The sequence below is a fragment of the Streptomyces composti genome (assembly GCF_012034205.1).
GTDB classification, from domain to species: Bacteria; Actinomycetota; Actinomycetes; order Streptomycetales; family Streptomycetaceae; genus Streptomyces; species Streptomyces composti.
In genome coordinates this window covers 1-15,938 of sequence record NZ_JAATEM010000021.1, presented here as the reverse complement: position 1 = coordinate 15,938, position 15,938 = coordinate 1, and the positions used below count along the sequence as shown (strand labels likewise).

The following is a 15,938-nucleotide window of genomic DNA, read 5'->3' as shown; positions in this document are numbered from 1 at the left end:
GGGCATGGATGTCACTCTGCACCTCGCCCAGGACCCCGAGGCCGACGCGCTGCTGGGCCGCAGTCCGCTCGCCGCGCTGACCGGCATGCTGCTGGACCAGCAGATCCCGATGGAGTGGGCGTTCAAGGGCCCGGCGACCATCGCCCGGCGGATGGGCGCCGACGACCTGGACGCACACGAGATCGCCGCGTACGACCCGGAGGCGTTCGCGGCGCTGCTCGCCGAGAAGCCGGCGGTGCACCGCTACCCCGGCTCGATGGCCGGCCGCATCCAGCAACTGTGCCGGTACCTCGTCGAGCACTACGACGGCGACGCCGAGGCCGTGTGGCGGGACGTGGGCAGCGGCGCGGAACTGCTCCGACGGCTGCAGGACCTGCCCGGCTTCGGCAAGCAGAAGGCCCAGATCTTCCTGGCCCTGCTCGGCAAGCAGCTCGGCGTCCGGCCCGAGGGCTGGCGCGAGGCCGCCGGCGCCTACGGCGAACCCGGCGCCTACCGCTCGGTCGCCGACATCACCGGCCCCGAGTCCCTGACCAAGGTGCGCGCCCACAAGCAGGAGATGAAGGCCGCGGCCAAGGCCGCCAAGGCGGCGAAGACGTCATAGCCCCGTCGCCCCGAGAACCGTCGCCCCGGGAACCAGGAGACAGGCCGAACCGGAATCCACCGCAATGGACTCCCCCCGGTGGCCTTCCGCACCGCACGGATCCCAGATGGAAGCATGACCGAGCCCCCCAGCGGCTCTCCCTGGGATCCGGAGCGCGGCCCCCGTGACGGCCACGGCCCCGGACCGCACGAGCCGTCACCGCGTGGACCGCGCAGCCCCGGCTCACCCGCTCCGCCGGACGCGCACGACCCGCACCAGAACGCGCCGACCGACCCGCACGGCCCGTACGGCCCGCGCAGCTCGCCCGGCTCTCAAGGTCCCCACGGCCCGCACCGTTCGCGGGGACCTGACGGGCCCCTGGCCCCCGCCCGCGTCCGCGGTGGCCACCGGCCGGCCCGCGGAGCCCGGGTCCCGGCGCCGGCCGGATGAGCGGCCCGGCCCCGGCGGGCGGACGCCGACCCGCGCTCCTGCTGCTGCGGTCACTGGTGCTCCTGCTCGCCCTCTTCCTGCAGGGCACCCACCCGTACCCGGCCCTGGCGGACTCCGTCCCGGCCGTGGCCGGAGGCGGCTGCGCGGGCGGCTCGGAGAGCACCTCCGCCGGACTCGACCCGCAGGACACCGCCCAGCGGCCCATCACCCGAGCCGCCCGGCCGCACCCCACCGCCCCGCGCCCGGAGCCCTTCCCGCCCCTCGCCGCGCACCGCCTTCCGTTCACCCTCCTCCGGCCGGCCCCGGCGCATCGTCCCCCGCGCCCGCCGGACGCCCTGCGCTCCGTGGTCCTGCGCTGCTGACCGGACCGGGCATCGCCCGCCCGCCGGTTCGCGCACAGCGACCGACCGGAACGAGGAACGCACCGGAACAGGAGACACCCCGTGCTACGAGACCCCTACGCCGTCATGCGCGCCCTGCTGCGCGCCGAGGCAGCCCGCAACGGCACCCCCCTGCCCCCGCGGCCCGACCGCAGGAAGGCGCCCGCGCGGAAGACCGCTCCGCCGGCCGCGGACGCCTCCGAACGCCGGCGCACCGCCCCCGAACGCGGCCGGGGCCGCGGCTGACGCGCACACATGACGCGGCGGAGGCGGACCACACCGCCTCCGCCGCCGCAGGACGTGACGCCGGCTACCGGACCCGCCCGGCCCGAGACCGGCTAACGCCTCCGGCGCCGCCGCGCCGTACCGAAGACGGACCGGGTGATCTCCCGCCCGATCTGCGTGCCCAGCGACCGGGCGAGCGAGGTGAACACCCCGCTGCCCGTGACCTGCTCCACCAGCGATCCGCCGTCCTCCCGCTTCTCGCGCGGCGCACCCCGCCGCCCGGCGCTCTTCCCCGCCCCGGCGGCCTCCCCGCGCACCTCGTCGGGGCCCTTCCCTCCGGCCGCACGCACCTCGTCGGGGCCCTTCGCCCCTCCCTCGCGCACCTCGTCCGGCCCTTTCGCACCCGTCCCCTGCTGCCGCGCGGCGAGCCGTTCGTACGCCGACTCGCGGTCCACAGCCTGTGCATAGCGTTCGTACGCCGGCGACTCCCGGACCACCCGCTCGAGTTCCTCCGCCGGCACCGGCCCCATCAGGGACTGCGGCGCCCGCAGCCGGGTCACCGCCACCGGGGTCGGGGCGCCGCGCTCGCTGAGCACGGTCACCGCGGCCTCCCCGATGCCGAGGCCGGTGAGCACCTCCTCCAGGTCGTACGGGGAGTCGGGGAAGGTCTTCACCGTGGCCCTCAGCGCCTTCTGGTCGTCCGGGGTGAAGGCGCGCAGCGCGTGCTGCACCCGGTTGCCGAGCTGCGAGAGCACCTCGGCCGGGACGTCCTTCGGGGTCTGCGTCACGAAGAACACGCCGACCCCTTTCGAGCGAATCAGCCGCACCGTCTGCGTGATCGAGTCCAGGAACGCCCTGGACGCGTCGTCGAACAGCAGATGCGCCTCGTCGAGGAAGAAGACCAGCTTGGGCCGGTCGATGTCGCCGACCTCGGGCAGATCGTGGAACAGGTCCGCCAGCAGCCACATCAGGAAGGTGGAGAACAGCACCGGCCGGTCCTGCACGGCGGCCAGCTCCAGCACCGAGACGACGCCCCGCCCGTCCTCGGTGGTGCGCAGCAGTTCGGCGGTGTCGAACTCCGGCTCGCCGAAGAAGGAGGCGGCGCCCTCCGCCTCGAAGGCCGTGAGGGAACGCAGGATCACCCCGGCGGTCGCCGGGGACAGACCGCCGATGGACTTCAGCTCCTGCTTGCCCTCGTCCGAGGCCAGGAAGGCGACGACGGCCCGCAGGTCCTTGAGGTCGATCAGCTCGAGGCCCTTGCCGTCGGCGTAGTGGAAGATCAGCTGGAGGGACTGCTCCTGGGTCTGGTTGAGCTGCAGCACCTTGGACAGCAGCAGCGGCCCGAAGCTGGTGACGGTGGCCCGCACCGGGATGCCGGGGCCGATGCCGCCGAGGGCGTAGAACTCGGCGGGGAAGCCGGTGGCGGTCCACTCCTGGTGCACGTCACGGGCGCGTTCCTCGATCCGCGGCCCCGGTTCGCCCGGCCTGGCGATGCCGGACAGGTCGCCCTTGACGTCCGCGAGGAACACGGGCACACCCTGCGCGGAGAGCTGTTCGGCGATCAGCTGGAGCGTCTTGGTCTTGCCGGTGCCGGTGGCGCCCGCGACCAGGCCGTGCCGGTTGAGCATCGACAGCGGCACCCTGATCTGCGCGTCCGCCTGGCACTGCCCGTCCCAGACAAGGGCGCCCAGGTCCAGCGCGGGACCGGCGAAGGCGTAGCCGGCGGCGATCTTCAGGGCATCCTCGGGGAGGGCGGGGGCGCTGCCGGGCCCTTCGGGAGCGGTGGCCTGCGGAATGGTCTTGCGCTCGCTCATCTCGGGCACCTGTTCCCGTTTCGTCCGGCTTTCGGGTGTCTTTTTCAGCGTCGCACTGCGTCGCCATGGCTGCGCCCGGAACGTCTCGACCGGTAGGCTTTCCGTGTGATCTTCAAGCGCATCGGAAACGGCCGGCCGTACCCCGACCACGGCCGGGAGGGCACCCGGCAGTGGGCGGACGTGGCTCCGCGCCCGGTCCGCCTCGATCAGCTGGTGACGACAAAGCAACAACTCGACCTCGAGACCCTCCTCGCGGAGGACTCGACCTTCTACGGCGACCTCTTCGCACACGTCGTGAAGTGGCAGGGCGACCTGTATCTGGAGGACGGCCTGCACCGCGCGGTGCGCGCGGCGCTCCAGCAGCGTCAGGTGCTGCACGCCCGCGTGCTCGAACTGGACTGAGCCGCTCCGGCACCGGGGGACGTAGTGCCCCTTTCGGGTCGGACTGCACCCAGTCGATTGATCATCTAGTAGGCAGAGTCGCCGGAGCGCACTACGCTGCGCTCATGAGCATGCTGACTCCCCCCGGCATGGGCGGCCAGTACCGGATCACGGGTGACAAGTACCCGCGGATGCGACGGCGCCGGCGGGGCAGGCTCGTCGTCCTCACCATCGCCTGTGCGGCCGTGCTCGGTGGCGCGGGCTGGGGCACGCTCCAGCTCATCGACGTCTTCACCGGAGGCGGCAATCCCGCGAGCGCCGCCGGCACCAAGGCCGCCTGCGCCGCCGCGGCCGGCCCCACGCCCACCGCGGCCCCGCTGCCGGAGCCCGGCGCGTTCAAGGTCAACGTCCTCAACGCCACCACCCGCTCCGGCCTGGCCAAGAAGACCGCCGACGAGCTGAAGAAGCGCGGCTTCGTCATCGGCGAGATCGGCAACGCGACCAAGGAGTACGACAAGAAGGTCAAGGGCACCGCGGTGCTGCTCGGCCCCGCGTCGGCCCGTGACACCTCGCTGCAGGTGCTCGCCACCCAGGTCGACGGCGCCGAGCGCCGCACCGACGCCTCCCGCAAGGGCACCGAGGTCGATCTGATCATCGGCGACAAGTTCCGCGCCCTGGCCGAGAAGGCCGACGCCGACAAGGCCCTGACCGCTCTCACCCGGCCCTCCCCGACCCCCACGGCGAAGCAGGGCTGCTGAGCGGCTCGCGAGCTCGTGGCCCGCGGGCGGTCGTGCCGCCCCGGGGCGAGGACATGCCCCTCGGGCGGCGTCCGAGAGCGGGGAGGGCGGTCGCGGGCGGTACCCCGCCGCGCCGCGCACGACTCCCCCGGGGACTGCTACTCCGCCGCGCCGTACATGCGGTCCCCGGCGTCACCGAGGCCCGGCACGATGTACCCGTGCTCGTTGAGCCGCTGGTCGACCGCCGCCGTCACCACCGTCACCGGCGTCCCCGCCAGCTCCCGCTCCATGACCTCCACACCCTCCGGCGCCGCCAGCAGCACCACGGCGGTCACATCGTCCGCCCCGCGCTTGATCAGCTCCTGGATCGCCGCGACCAGCGTGCCCCCGGTCGCCAGCATCGGGTCCAGCACATACACCTGACGCCCGGAGAGATCCTCCGGCATCCGCGTCGCATACGTGGAGGCCTGCAGCGTCTCCTCGTTGCGGATCATGCCGAGGAAGCCCACCTCGGCGGTCGGCAGCAGCCGGACCATGCCGTCCAGCATGCCGAGCCCGGCCCGCAGGATCGGCACCACCAGCGGCCGCGGGTGGGACAGCTTCACGCCCGTGGTCCGCTCCACCGGCGTCTGGATGTCCACCTGCTCGGTGCGCACGTCGCGCGTCGCCTCATAGGCGAGCAGGGTGACCAGCTCGTCGGCGAGACGGCGGAAGGTCGCGGAGTCGGTGCGCTGGTCGCGCAGCGTGGTGAGCTTGTGGGCGACCAAGGGGTGGTCGACGACGTGGAGACGCATGCCCCCACAGTAGCCGGGCCCGGCTGCCCCGGCGTCCCCGCCCGCCCGCACCGGGGCCGGGCCGCCCGTCACCCGATCGCTGGCGTCAAACCGCCCGTCGGGGGGAAGGTGGGAGGAACGGACCGGGGTGGTGAGCCGATGCCTGAACAGGACTTCCGAGACGATCCGCCGTCCGCCGGGGCCCTCCGCGGTCCCGGCGTGTCCGAGACGGAGGACGAGCGGCGCCGGCGGCGCGCACTGTTCCTGCGCGAGCTGGCCGAGGCGCGCGCCCTGCGCGACCGCGTCCAGCCGCGCCGCGCCAAGGCGGCCCGGCTGCGCCACGCGATGCGGATGCGAACCTTCCGCTGGTAGCCCGGTCCCCCGGGGAAAGTTCCGGGAAGTCCCGGGAAGCTACGGGAACACACGGGCGTTGGCGGAAGTGGCCCTGCGGACACGGCACGCGCGTACGATCCGCATGTGGCGACAACGCGTGCGCCGGCGGGCCCCGCGCGGACCCGCTCAGGCACACACGACACACCATGCGACGCGACATGCGATCAAAACTGCCGGACACAGGGAGCCGAAGACGTCCCTCAGGGACTTTGTTTCTGCCACGATTCCGAATGGGTGGGCTCGTAAGAGCACTTGCCGCCCGCAACCTCCGCCGGGAGGATCCCCAACCGGCACGCCTATGACCAGTGGGAGAGTCACGGTGTACTTCGCCGCACTGCTCGCGCGCACCGAAGACGGGTGGGAAGCGAGCGACACAGAGCTCGACGATGTGGAGACCCTGTCCGATCTGGCCGACCTGGCTCGGGAAGCCTCTCCCGACGAGGACACGGTGCTCGTGCTGATCGAGCAGGAGGACGGCTGGTTCGGCGTCGTCCGCGTGGAGGGCGAGGACGAGGATCCTCGAATCTACGTCTCCGACGCCGCAGCCGCGTCCCGCAGCAGCTACGGGGAGATTCTGCTCACCGACGAGCTGCTCGGCCGTGAACCCGGGGACGACGGCACCGACCTGGACGCCCTCGACCTCGACGGAACGGAGGACGGCGAGCCCGCCGACGACGACGCCGACACGGGCGCCGGGTCCGTACCGCACGGCCCGGTCGGAGACGCCCAGATCCTGGAGGACCTGGGCGTGAGCGAGAAGGAGCTGGCCACGCTGACCGAGGACGCCGTCAACACGATCGCCGAGGCGCTCGGCGCCTCGGAGGTCCTGGAGACCGTCCGCTGATCATGACGGACACCTCAGGGCCGCCGGACCCGGTACGCGACCCCTGGCGGCCCGCGATGCGGCTCGCCCTGGCCGAGGCCGAACGCGCCGTGAGCGGCGGGGACGTGCCCGTGGGCGCCGTGGTGCTGGCCCCGGACGGCAGCACCGTGCTGGCCTCCGCGCACAACGAGCGGGAGGCCGGCAACGACCCCACGGCGCACGCCGAGGTGCTCGCGCTGCGGCGGGCCGCAGCCGCACTCGGCGAGTGGCGGCTGGCCGGCTGCACCCTGGTGGTCACGCTGGAGCCGTGCACCATGTGCGCGGGCGCGATCCAGCAGGCCCGGGTGGACCGGGTGGTCTACGGCGCCCGGGACGAGAAGGCCGGCGCGGTCGGCTCCCTCTGGGACCTGGTCCGCGACCGGCGGCTCAACCACCGGCCCGAGGTGATCGAGGGCGTGCTCGCCGAGGAGTGCGCCCGGCCGCTCACGGAGTTCTTCCGGGGCGGTGAGGGTTCTTCCCGGGGGCGGTGAGGAGGCCCTCCCGGGGGCCGTGAGGCGCCGGCCGGCTTCCCGCCGGTGTGCGTACGCATATCGATTTCGGACCACGCCGCACTGTGCTGTAAGGTCTCCCTCGGTAGCGTGTCCGAGCGGCCGAAGGAGCTCGCCTCGAAAGCGAGTGTGGCGCAAGTCACCGAGGGTTCAAATCCCTCCGCTACCGCTTGTGAAGGGCCCCGTCGTCGGACGGGGCCCTTCGTGCGATCATGGGGCCCGTTCGGGCGTGTGACACCAGCGCATCACCGTGACGACTGTGACAGGGGAGGGCCGCGATGGCGGTGAACTCTAAGAAGCTCGCCGTGTACCTGGTCGCGGTCTTCGTGCTGTATGTGATCATCACCGATCCGGAGAAGGCGGCGGACTACGTCCAGATAGGCTTCGAGGGCATCTCGGAAGCCGCGAAGGCCCTCGGCGACTTCATGACCTGGCTGGCCAACGGAGGTAAGTGATGATCCGCCACCTCGTGCTCTTCAAGCTCGACGAGGGCGTCGAGCGGGACGACCCCCGGGTCGTGAAGGGCGTGGAGGCCTTCCGCTCTCTGGAGGGCAAGATCCCCGAGATCCGGTTCTGGGAGTGCGCCTGGAACATCAGCGACCGCCCCATCGCCTACGACTTCGCCATCAACTCCGCGTTCGACGACACGGACGCGCTGCGCCGCTATGTGGAGCACCCCGATCATCAGGCCGGGGTGGCGCTCTGGCGGGAGTTCTCCACCTGGGTGATCGCGGACTACGAGTTCTGACCAGCTCCGGCCGAGCTCCGAGCGAGCCCTGATCGCGTTGCGATCGGGTACTCGACAGGGCAGGTTCACCCGTTCGCCTCGTGCCCTCCGTCGTCACGGCGGAGGGTTTTCGCATGCTGGTGATGCTTTCTGCGACGCCCCCCTTCTCCCTCAACACGAAATATGCGGTGCTTGCACACGGTTAGCCTGTCTTGTGATGCTATGACCGCTTTTGACGGATGAGTTGACGGATAAGAGGTGGCGTTGACCGTGTCGGCCAGTACTGCGCCGCCCCAGGACGAGGTTCCCGCAGCCGCACCCGTCCCCGCCAAGCGCCGGGGCGCCGACACACGGGCACTGACCCAGGTCCTCTTCGCCCAGCTCAAGGAGCTCGAACCGGGCACCCCGGAGCACGCCCGCGTACGCGCGGCGCTCATCGAGGCCAATCTTCCGCTGGTGCGCTACGCCGCGGCACGGTTCCGCTCGCGCAACGAGCCGATGGAGGACGTGGTCCAGGTCGGCACCATCGGACTCATCAACGCCATCGACCGCTTCGACCCCGACCGGGGCGTGCAGTTCCCGACCTTCGCGATGCCGACGGTGGTCGGCGAGATCAAGCGGTACTTCCGCGACAATGTGCGCACCGTGCACGTGCCGCGCCGGCTGCACGAGCTGTGGGTGCAGGTCAACAGCGCGACGGAGGACTTGACCACCGCGTTCGGGCGCACCCCGACGACGGCCGAGATCGCCGAGCGGCTGCGCATCAGCGAGGAGGAGGTGCTCTCCTGCATCGAGGCGGGGCGCTCCTACCACGCGACCTCGCTGGAGGCTGCGCAGGAGGGCGACGGGCTGCCCGGGCTGCTGGACCGGCTCGGCTACGAGGACCCGGCGCTGGACGGTGTGGAGCACCGCGACCTCGTACGGCATCTGCTGGTGCAACTGCCCGAGCGGGAGCAGCGGATTCTGCTGCTGCGGTACTACAGCAATCTGACGCAGTCCCAGATCAGCGCGGAGCTCGGGGTCTCGCAGATGCATGTGTCGCGCCTGCTGGCGCGGAGTTTCCAGCGGCTGCGGTCGGCGAACAGGATCGATGCGTAGCCCTGCCGGACGGACGAGACGGCCGGGAGGGCCGCGAGGCGAGACGGCCGGACGGACGAGTCGGCCGGACGGGAGCGGGGCCTCGGTCGCGGTCGCGTAAGGTCGTGAACCCGGGCCCGTGCGCGGGCGGACAGGTGATCGACGGATCACCTCGAAGAGCGAATCGCCCACCCGCGGAACTGTGCTTACTTTTTGGCCGAAACGCCGTCAGACCGCCTGTTTCCAGGGCGGATTCGCATCTCGGATGTCGACATGTCACTACAGCGCGTTGCCGACATGTGACATTCTGCCGGAGACGCGTTTGCCGGAGCCTCGGCGCCGGTATTCAGGTGAAGGCTGCGTTCCTCGGACGGGAGCGCTCGCCGCGACCGTCCCGCGACCCAAAGGGGGTGGCATGTCCGCAGACCAGGGCAGCTCGAAGGTGCTCACGCTCGCGGAGAGCGAGACAGCGCCCGATGCTCTCGATGCACTCGGCCCCGTCCCGCCCGTCCTCCCGCCCGTCGACGAAGGCACGGCTCTGGACGCCGAGCCTGCCGCGGAGCTGTCGGCCACCGAGGCTCTCGACACCCGTACTCTGTCCCGCTCCCTGTTCCTGCGGCTCGCCGCGCTGGACGAGGACAGCCCGGAGCGGGCGTACGTCCGGGACACCCTGATCGAGCTGAACCTGCCGCTCGTGCGGTACGCGGCGGCGCGGTTCCGCTCGCGCAACGAGCCGATGGAGGACATCGTCCAGGTCGGCACGATCGGGCTGATCAAGGCGATCGACCGGTTCGACTGCGAACGGGGCGTGGAGTTCCCCACGTTCGCGATGCCGACGGTGGTCGGCGAGATCAAGCGGTTCTTCCGGGACACGTCCTGGTCGGTGCGGGTGCCGCGGCGGCTGCAGGAGTTGCGGCTGGCGCTGACCAAGGCGAGTGACGAGCTGTCGCAGAAGCTGGACCGGTCGCCGACGGTGCCGGAACTGGCGGCCGTGCTCGGGGTGTCGGAGGAGGACGTCGTCGACGGGCTGGCCGTCGGCAACGCGTACACGGCGTCGTCGCTGGACTCGCCGGCCCCGGAGGACGACGGCGGCGAGGGCTCGCTGGCGGACCGGCTGGGCTACGAGGACGCGGCCCTGGAGGGCGTGGAGTACCGGGAGTCGCTGAAGCCGCTGCTGGCGAAGCTGCCGCCGCGGGAGCGGCGGATCATCATGCTGCGGTTCTTCGCGAACATGACGCAATCGCAGATCGGTGAGGAGGTCGGCATCTCGCAGATGCACGTCTCACGGCTGCTGACGCGGACGCTGGCGCAGTTGCGGGAAGGTCTGATCTCCGACTGACCGACTGACGCGGAGCCGGCCGCCGGGGCGCTCACCGAGCGCATCGGCGGCCGCCGTGTGTCGCGCGACGCGCCGGATCTGTGCGCCTCGGCCTACTTGAACGCGAGCCAGGCGACGGCCGCGAGGACGGCCACGGCCACCACGACACCGATGATCAGGCCGATGCGGGAGCCGCCGCCGGAGGCGTTGGACCGGCCGCCCTGGGAGGCCTCGTCGACGAACGCGCGGAACATCTGAGTGCTGCCGGCCGGGTCGTGGTTGCCCTGCGGGTTGTGGGTGTCAGCCATGCCCCGAGACCCTAGCGAATCCCGGGCCGGGGGCCCAAGCGGGGTGCTGTGCAGGTCCGGTGCGGCTGCGTGGGGTTCACGTGGCCGTGGTGAGCACCCGCTCCGGGTGCCGGGACGGGGCGAGGGAGCGGGCGGCACCCCTACAGGGGATCGGGCGGCGCCCCCTTTACTGCCGCCAATAGTTGCCTTTGCCAAGTTTTGAGGCCACGGAGCCCCGTTTTATTTGCCTGCGGCAACCATCAATATCTATGGTTGCTCTAAGCAACGAATGGGAGGTGCCGTGCCCGATCAGGCGCCCTACGAAGAGCTGGTCCGTCAGTTCAGCGCCTTCGGAGCCGTGAAGCGTGAGCTGCGCCGCATCATGCCGGCCGACTGCCAGAGCGGCTCCGCGGCCGTCCTGACCCTGCTCAGCCGCCACGGCGACATGCGCATCAGCAGGCTCGCCGAGCTCCTCGCCGTAGACATGTCCGTCACCAGCCGCCACGTCGCCCACGTCGCCGAACGCGGCTGGATCGAACGCTTCCCGGACCCCGCGGACAAACGCTCCCGCATCCTGCACCTCACCCCCGCCGGCCAGGCCCAGCTCGACGAGATGTTCCGCCGCACCACCCAGCTGCTCGCCGAACGCCTCGCCGACTGGTCCGACGACGACATCGGCCGGCTCGCCCATCTGATGGGCCGCCTCAGGGACAGCTTCGGCGACTGCCGCGCAGCATCTCCCGCCACTCAGACCACTCGTACCTCCGCACGCACATAAGAGAAGGAAGCCCATGGCAACGACCACACCATCCGGTGTGCGGGCTCATGCCAAGCACGGGGGAGGCTCCTCCGACAGCACTGCTCCGATGACGCACCGGCAGATCATGGAGGCTCTGTCCGGCCTGCTGCTCGGCATGTTCGCCGCGATCCTGTCCTCCACCATCGTCACCAACGCCCTGCCGGAGATCGTCTCCGACCTCGGCGGCGGCCAGAGCGCCTACACCTGGGTGGTCACCTCCTCGCTCCTCGCGATGACGGCGACCACCCCGCTGTGGGGCAAGATGGCCGACCTGGTCAGCAAGAAGGCGCTGGTCCAGATAGCCCTGATCATCTTCGTGATCGGCTCCGTGGTGGCCGGCCTGGCGCAGAACCCGGGCATGCTGATCGGTGCCCGTGTCATCCAGGGGCTCGGCGCCGGCGGTCTGGCCGCCCTGGCGCAGATCATCATGGCCGCGATGATCTCCCCGCGGGAGCGCGGCCGTTACTCCGGCTACCTCGGCGCGACCTTCGCCGTCGCCACCGTCGGCGGCCCGCTGCTCGGCGGTGTCATCACCGACACCAGCTGGCTGGGCTGGCGCTGGTGCCTGTACGTCGGTGTACCGTTCGCCGTGACAGCGCTGCTCGTGCTGCAGAAGACGCTGAAGCTGCCGCTGGTCAGGCGCGAGGTGAAGGTCGACTGGGCCGGTGCCTTCTTCATCACCGCCGCGGTCTGCCTGCTGCTGATCTGGGTGACCTTCGCCGACGACAAGTACGCGTGGCTGTCCTGGCAGACCGGGGTCATGGTCGGTGGTTCGGTGCTGCTGGCGCTGATCTTCCTGGTGGTGGAGACCAGGGCGAGCGAGCCGATCATTCCGCTGCGCCTGTTCCGCAACCGCACCATCACGCTGGCCTCGCTGGCCTCCCTGTTCGTCGGCATCGCGATGTTCGCGGGCACCGTCTACTTCAGCCAGTACTTCCAGCTGGCCCGGGGCAAGTCGCCGACCATGTCCGGCGTCATGACCATCCCGATGATCGGCGGCCTGTTCGTCTCGTCCACGGTCTCCGGCCTGATCATCACCAAGACCGGCCGGTGGAAGTCCTGGCTGCTGGCGGGCGGCGTGCTGCTGACCGCGGGCCTGGGCCTGCTGAGCACCATGCGCTACGACACCCCGTACTGGCACATCGCGGTCTTCATGGCTCTGCTGGGTCTCGGCGTCGGCATGATGATGCAGAACCTGGTGCTGTGCACCCAGAACCAGGTGGCCCCGACCGACCTGGGCGCCGCCTCCTCCGTGGTGACCTTCTTCCGGTCGCTCGGCGGTGCGGTGGGCGTCTCGGTGCTGGGCTCCGTGATGGCCACCCGGATCAGCCACTACGCCGAGGACACCATCGGGCAGCTGAGCCCGAAGGAGCAGGCAGCCGCCGCCCAGGTGTCCGGCGGGGGCTCGATCCCGGACATGGACCTGCTGCCGCCCGGCATCCGCGAGTGGCTGGAGAGCGCCTACGGGCACGGCATCGCCGACATCTTCCTGTACGTCGCGCCGGTCGCCTTCCTCGCCTTCCTGGTGACCCTGTTCATCAAGGAGGTCCCGCTGAAGACCTCGGGCGCGCTGGCGCAGGCCGCCGAGGAGGCGAAGGAGAAGGAGAAGGAAAAGGAGCAGGAAGCGGTTCCTGCTGTGGCGGGGGCCGGCCCCGTCGAGGCTCCGGAGCAGCCGGCCGCGGCCGCTCCGGCGAGTGACGAGGCGGGGAACTCCGCATCCGGTGTGCCCGTGCGCGGTGTGGTGCGCGGGGACGGCGGCGCGGCCGTGGCGGGGGCCGCGGTGACGCTGATCTCGCTGGGCGGCCGGCAGCTGGGCCGGTCGGTCGCGCAGGACGACGGGTCCTACGCGGTGGACGCGCCCGGCGCGGGCTCGTACGTGCTGATCGCCTCGGCCGACGGCTACCAGCCGCAGGCCTCCACCGTGGTGGTGAACGACGAGACGGTCTCCTACGACGTGCTGCTCAGCGGCACCAGCGGCCTGGCCGGCGTGGTGCGCGCCGCGGACGGCGGGGTGCCGGTGAAGGACGCGATGGTCGTGGTGACCGATGTGCGCGGGGACCTGATGGCCACCGCCACCACGGGTGAGCAGGGCGAGTTCTCGCTGGCCGAACTGGTGCCGGGCACGGTGACGGTGGCGGTCAGCGCCGAGGGCTTCCGGCCTCGCGCGCTGCCCGTGGAGGTGGGCGGTGCCGGGGTCACCCGGGTCGAGGTCGGCCTGGAGGCGGGGGCCCGCGTCCAGGGGGTCGTGCGGGCGCCGCACGGTCCGCTGGCCGACGCCCGCGTGACGCTCGTCGACGGGGCGGGCAACGTCGTCGGCACGGCGACCACCGGCCCGGACGGGGCGTACGCCTTCACCGACCTGGACGCCGGCGAGTACACCGTGATCGCGACCGGCTACCCGCCCGTGGCGACGGCCCTCACGGTCGCCGGGCAGGGCGTCGACGGCCACGACATCGAACTCGCCCACCCCGGCGAGTAGCCGGATTCCGGCCCGCGGCGGGCGGGGCGTGCCCGGAGGGCTCCGGGTGCACCGCCGGCCGCGGGCCGTCCTCGACTCATGTGCGTGTTTCTGCAGGGAGAAACGGGATGGGACTGACCGCGAGGATCCGTACGCGGGACGGATGGGCCGTGTCGCACGCGGTCGTCACGGTGACCGACAGGACCGGCGCGCAGGTGCTGCGGGCCGAGGCGGACGCCGAGGGAGCGGTGCGGGACGCGACACCGCTGGCTCCGGGCGCCTACACGGTGATCGTCACGGCGGTCGGCTACGCGCCCGCCGCCGCGAGCGCCCTGGTCACCGCGAGCGGGCGGGCCGAGGTCGGCACGGTGACCCTGGCCCGGCGGGGCGGGACCGAGCTGCCTCCGCCGGGGCCGTGGACCATCGACCCGGCACACTCGAGCGTGGCCGCGGTCGCCCGGCATCTGGGCATCTCCAGCGTGCGCGGCCGGTTCACCGAGTTCACCGGGAGCGTGGAGATCGCCCCGGACGACATCACCACGTCGCGGGTGGAGGCGGTGATCGCGGCGGCGTCCATCGACACCGGCAACGACCTGCGCGACACGCATCTGCGGTCCGCCGACTTCCTCGACGTGGAGCGGTATCCGGAGATCACCTACCGGTCGACCGGGCTCACCGAGGCCGGGCCCGACCGCTGGACGGTCCACGGCGAGCTGGCGATGCGCGGGGTCGTGCGGCCGGTCGACCTGGACCTGGCCTGTCTGGGCACCGGCGAGGACCCGTGGGGCGGCACCCGGGCGGCCTTCCACGCCACGGCCGAGCTGCGCAGGGAGGACTTCGCGATGAACTACAACCAGATCCTCCAGGCGGGCGTCGCGGCCATCGGGACCACGCTCAAGGTGGAGCTGGACATCCAGGTGGTGCAGGGGGAGTCACTGCCGGCCGCTTGAGGCGCCCTCGGCCGTGCGCGCCACCAACAGGCCGCAGAGATCGCGGAGTTTGATGTTCCGGTTCTGTGAGGCGCGGTGCAGCCGCTCCAGGGCCCGGTCCGGAGCGATCCGCTCATGGGCCAAGAGCATCCCGATCGCCTGGTCGATCACGCTGCGGGAGAGCAGCGCGGTGCGCACATCGGCCGCGGTCTGCCCCAGGCGTTCGACGCGCAGCACCGTGTCGATCGCGTCCGCGGCCCGGGCGGCGAAGACCTGCGCCGCCGAGCGGCTCTCGGCGGGCGAACCGGCCCGCTCGCCGTAGAGGCTGAGGGCCGCGCCCGGCTCGCCCTCGGCCGGCCGCAGCGGGACGGCCGGCACGCCGCACACCCCGGCGGCCAGCGCGATGCGGGCGAACCGTGGCCAGCGGTCGTCCGCGGCCAGATCGGGGACGCACCGCTCGGCGCCGGTCTCCGCGGCGGCCGCGCACGGGCCCGCGCCGTACTCGTAGCGGTACAGGTCCGGGCCGCTCGGCGGTCCGCTGCTGCCGGCGAGGGTCAGCAGGCGGTCCGCCCGGCGCACCGTGCTGCTGCTCGCCACGGCGCCGGGCGCCTCCCGCACGGCACGGTCGGTCAGATCGCGCAGCAGCGTGCCGAGCCCGTTGCTGCGGACCATCGCCCGGTCCAGAGTCTCGGACATCCCGGCAGTCATGACCGTACGGACGTCCCGCGGGACGGCGTGCCGCCCATGAGGTGGGTCACCGGGCAGGCGCTTCCCCATGGGGCACGGGCGTGGTGCAATGGACGGAACGGGTGAGGAACGGCCTTGCCGGTATCCGGACGAATGTCTGCCAGGTGAGTACCGTGTCCGTCCAGCCCCGACTCCGTGCTGTGCACGATCCCCCCGGCCGCCTGCTGCTGCCGCTTCCCCCCGAGATCGACTTCGGCAATGCCTCCGAGGTGCTGGCGCTCGTGCTGAGCGCGGTCCGCTGGGCGCCCGGCCGGCTCCGGGTTCTGGTCCTCGACTTCTCCGGGACCGGCTTCATGGACTCCCAGGGCGTGCGGCTCGTCGGCGACGTCAGCAGGTCGCTGCATCCGGACACCCGGGTCCGTGTGGTGGTCCGCCCGGACAGCACCGCGGGCCGGGTCCTGGATCTGACCCGGCTGCGCCGGGACGTACCCGTGTACGACGACGCGGGGGACGCGCTGCGGGCCTGGGTGCCGGAGGCGGAGGCGGCCTAGC

20 protein-coding genes and 1 tRNA gene are annotated in these 15,938 nt (G+C 71.9%); 17 read left to right on the top strand and 4 right to left on the bottom strand.

What is annotated here, in order from left to right; translation table 11 throughout:
• The first annotated feature begins 4 nt into the window (after positions 1–4).
• The 3 genes from HCJ93_RS18100 (at position 5) to HCJ93_RS18090 (ending at position 1,656) form a co-directional block, all read left to right on the top strand.
• Complete coding sequence (locus tag HCJ93_RS18100) at positions 5–601, top strand: HhH-GPD-type base excision DNA repair protein (protein ID WP_167996773.1); 597 nt, start codon at positions 5–7, stop codon at positions 599–601.
• Positions 602–1,026: 425 nt separating this feature from the next.
• Entirely contained in the window at positions 1,027–1,392 is a 366-nt protein-coding gene (locus HCJ93_RS18095; protein WP_167996772.1) for a hypothetical protein, read from the top strand.
• An 81-nt stretch (positions 1,393–1,473) separates the two neighbouring features.
• Complete coding sequence (locus HCJ93_RS18090; protein WP_167996771.1) at positions 1,474–1,656, top strand: hypothetical protein; 183 nt, start codon at positions 1,474–1,476, stop codon at positions 1,654–1,656.
• A gap of 92 nt (positions 1,657–1,748) precedes the next feature.
• Here the strand turns inward: HCJ93_RS18090 and HCJ93_RS18085 are convergent, their stop codons facing one another.
• On the bottom strand, positions 1,749–3,449 hold the full coding sequence (locus HCJ93_RS18085; RefSeq protein WP_167996770.1) for a helicase HerA-like domain-containing protein: 1,701 nt from the start codon (positions 3,447–3,449) through the stop codon (positions 1,749–1,751).
• Between the two features lie 105 nt (positions 3,450–3,554).
• Here HCJ93_RS18085 and HCJ93_RS18080 point away from each other — a divergent pair, with 105 nt between their 5' ends.
• A complete protein-coding gene (locus HCJ93_RS18080; protein WP_167996769.1) occupies positions 3,555–3,851 on the top strand; it encodes a type II toxin-antitoxin system VapB family antitoxin in 297 nt (98 codons plus the stop codon).
• 128 nt (positions 3,852–3,979) lie between these two features.
• A complete protein-coding gene (locus tag HCJ93_RS18075) occupies positions 3,980–4,588 on the top strand; it encodes a LytR C-terminal domain-containing protein (RefSeq protein WP_167996854.1) in 609 nt (202 codons plus the stop codon).
• A gap of 137 nt (positions 4,589–4,725) precedes the next feature.
• Here the strand turns inward: HCJ93_RS18075 and upp are convergent, their stop codons facing one another.
• Positions 4,726–5,361, bottom strand: a complete 636-nt coding sequence (gene upp / locus HCJ93_RS18070; protein ID WP_167996768.1) for a uracil phosphoribosyltransferase — start codon at positions 5,359–5,361, stop codon at positions 4,726–4,728.
• Between the two features lie 138 nt (positions 5,362–5,499).
• On the opposite strand from upp, the gene HCJ93_RS18065 reads away from it, so the two are divergent.
• From HCJ93_RS18065 to HCJ93_RS18030, 8 genes are all read left to right on the top strand, one after another.
• Positions 5,500–5,712, top strand: a complete 213-nt coding sequence (locus HCJ93_RS18065) for a hypothetical protein (protein WP_167996767.1) — start codon at positions 5,500–5,502, stop codon at positions 5,710–5,712.
• A 340-nt stretch (positions 5,713–6,052) separates the two neighbouring features.
• Positions 6,053–6,577: a tRNA adenosine deaminase-associated protein gene (locus HCJ93_RS18060; RefSeq protein ID WP_167996853.1), complete on the top strand. Its 525-nt coding sequence runs from the start codon at positions 6,053–6,055 to the stop codon at positions 6,575–6,577.
• Positions 6,578–6,579: 2 nt separating this feature from the next.
• Complete coding sequence (gene tadA, locus HCJ93_RS18055) at positions 6,580–7,086, top strand: tRNA adenosine(34) deaminase TadA (protein WP_167996766.1); 507 nt, start codon at positions 6,580–6,582, stop codon at positions 7,084–7,086.
• A 102-nt stretch (positions 7,087–7,188) separates the two neighbouring features.
• A tRNA-Ser gene (locus HCJ93_RS18050) sits at positions 7,189–7,273 on the top strand.
• A 109-nt stretch (positions 7,274–7,382) separates the two neighbouring features.
• Positions 7,383–7,559, top strand: coding sequence for a hypothetical protein (locus tag HCJ93_RS18045; RefSeq protein ID WP_167996765.1), 177 nt, complete (start codon positions 7,383–7,385; stop codon positions 7,557–7,559).
• Entirely contained in the window at positions 7,559–7,852 is a 294-nt protein-coding gene (locus HCJ93_RS18040) for a Dabb family protein (protein ID WP_167996764.1), read from the top strand. The genes HCJ93_RS18045 and HCJ93_RS18040 overlap by 1 nt, the downstream gene beginning before the upstream one ends.
• Before the next feature lie 243 nt (positions 7,853–8,095).
• Positions 8,096–8,929 (top strand): RNA polymerase sigma factor SigF, encoded by an 834-nt coding sequence (locus HCJ93_RS18035; RefSeq protein WP_167996852.1) that lies wholly within the window; start codon positions 8,096–8,098, stop codon positions 8,927–8,929.
• A gap of 394 nt (positions 8,930–9,323) precedes the next feature.
• The gene (locus HCJ93_RS18030; RefSeq protein WP_167996763.1) at positions 9,324–10,247 is read left to right on the top strand and encodes an RNA polymerase sigma factor SigF; all 924 of its coding nucleotides are present in this window, start codon (positions 9,324–9,326) and stop codon (positions 10,245–10,247) included.
• A 92-nt stretch (positions 10,248–10,339) separates the two neighbouring features.
• Here the strand turns inward: HCJ93_RS18030 and HCJ93_RS18025 are convergent, their stop codons facing one another.
• On the bottom strand, positions 10,340–10,534 hold the full coding sequence (locus HCJ93_RS18025; RefSeq protein WP_167996762.1) for a hypothetical protein: 195 nt from the start codon (positions 10,532–10,534) through the stop codon (positions 10,340–10,342).
• Positions 10,535–10,802: 268 nt separating this feature from the next.
• Here HCJ93_RS18025 and HCJ93_RS18020 point away from each other — a divergent pair, with 268 nt between their 5' ends.
• From HCJ93_RS18020 to HCJ93_RS18010, 3 genes are all read left to right on the top strand, one after another.
• Complete coding sequence (locus tag HCJ93_RS18020) at positions 10,803–11,291, top strand: MarR family winged helix-turn-helix transcriptional regulator (protein WP_206317595.1); 489 nt, start codon at positions 10,803–10,805, stop codon at positions 11,289–11,291.
• A gap of 88 nt (positions 11,292–11,379) precedes the next feature.
• On the top strand, positions 11,380–13,791 hold the full coding sequence (locus HCJ93_RS18015; protein ID WP_507202075.1) for an MFS transporter: 2,412 nt from the start codon (positions 11,380–11,382) through the stop codon (positions 13,789–13,791).
• Between the two features lie 107 nt (positions 13,792–13,898).
• Positions 13,899–14,720: a YceI family protein gene (locus tag HCJ93_RS18010; protein WP_167996759.1), complete on the top strand. Its 822-nt coding sequence runs from the start codon at positions 13,899–13,901 to the stop codon at positions 14,718–14,720.
• On the opposite strand, the gene HCJ93_RS18005 is transcribed toward HCJ93_RS18010, so the two are convergent.
• Complete coding sequence (locus HCJ93_RS18005; RefSeq protein ID WP_240967681.1) at positions 14,703–15,395, bottom strand: GAF and ANTAR domain-containing protein; 693 nt, start codon at positions 15,393–15,395, stop codon at positions 14,703–14,705. The genes HCJ93_RS18010 and HCJ93_RS18005 overlap by 18 nt on opposite strands.
• 191 nt (positions 15,396–15,586) lie before the next feature.
• Between HCJ93_RS18005 and HCJ93_RS18000 the strand changes: the two genes are divergently transcribed.
• A complete protein-coding gene (locus tag HCJ93_RS18000) occupies positions 15,587–15,937 on the top strand; it encodes an STAS domain-containing protein (protein WP_309141436.1) in 351 nt (116 codons plus the stop codon).
• Position 15,938: the final 1 nt, after the last annotated feature.

Coding starts and splice junctions, on each gene's coding strand:
- HCJ93_RS18010 (WP_167996759.1), top strand. CDS start 13,899: ATGGGACTGACCGCGAGGATCCGTACGCGGGACGGATGGGCCGTGTCG.
- HCJ93_RS18095 (WP_167996772.1), top strand. CDS start 1,027: ATGAGCGGCCCGGCCCCGGCGGGCGGACGCCGACCCGCGCTCCTGCTG.
- upp (WP_167996768.1), bottom strand. CDS start 5,361: ATGCGTCTCCACGTCGTCGACCACCCCTTGGTCGCCCACAAGCTCACC.
- HCJ93_RS18100 (WP_167996773.1), top strand. CDS start 5: ATGGATGTCACTCTGCACCTCGCCCAGGACCCCGAGGCCGACGCGCTG.
- HCJ93_RS18025 (WP_167996762.1), bottom strand. CDS start 10,534: ATGGCTGACACCCACAACCCGCAGGGCAACCACGACCCGGCCGGCAGC.
- HCJ93_RS18065 (WP_167996767.1), top strand. CDS start 5,500: ATGCCTGAACAGGACTTCCGAGACGATCCGCCGTCCGCCGGGGCCCTC.
- HCJ93_RS18030 (WP_167996763.1), top strand. CDS start 9,324: ATGTCCGCAGACCAGGGCAGCTCGAAGGTGCTCACGCTCGCGGAGAGC.
- HCJ93_RS18005 (WP_240967681.1), bottom strand. CDS start 15,395: ATGTCCGAGACTCTGGACCGGGCGATGGTCCGCAGCAACGGGCTCGGC.
- HCJ93_RS18015 (WP_507202075.1), top strand. CDS start 11,380: ATGACGCACCGGCAGATCATGGAGGCTCTGTCCGGCCTGCTGCTCGGC.
- HCJ93_RS18045 (WP_167996765.1), top strand. CDS start 7,383: ATGGCGGTGAACTCTAAGAAGCTCGCCGTGTACCTGGTCGCGGTCTTC.
- HCJ93_RS18075 (WP_167996854.1), top strand. CDS start 3,980: ATGGGCGGCCAGTACCGGATCACGGGTGACAAGTACCCGCGGATGCGA.
- HCJ93_RS18020 (WP_206317595.1), top strand. CDS start 10,803: ATGGGAGGTGCCGTGCCCGATCAGGCGCCCTACGAAGAGCTGGTCCGT.
- tadA (WP_167996766.1), top strand. CDS start 6,580: ATGACGGACACCTCAGGGCCGCCGGACCCGGTACGCGACCCCTGGCGG.
- HCJ93_RS18085 (WP_167996770.1), bottom strand. CDS start 3,449: ATGAGCGAGCGCAAGACCATTCCGCAGGCCACCGCTCCCGAAGGGCCC.
- HCJ93_RS18040 (WP_167996764.1), top strand. CDS start 7,559: ATGATCCGCCACCTCGTGCTCTTCAAGCTCGACGAGGGCGTCGAGCGG.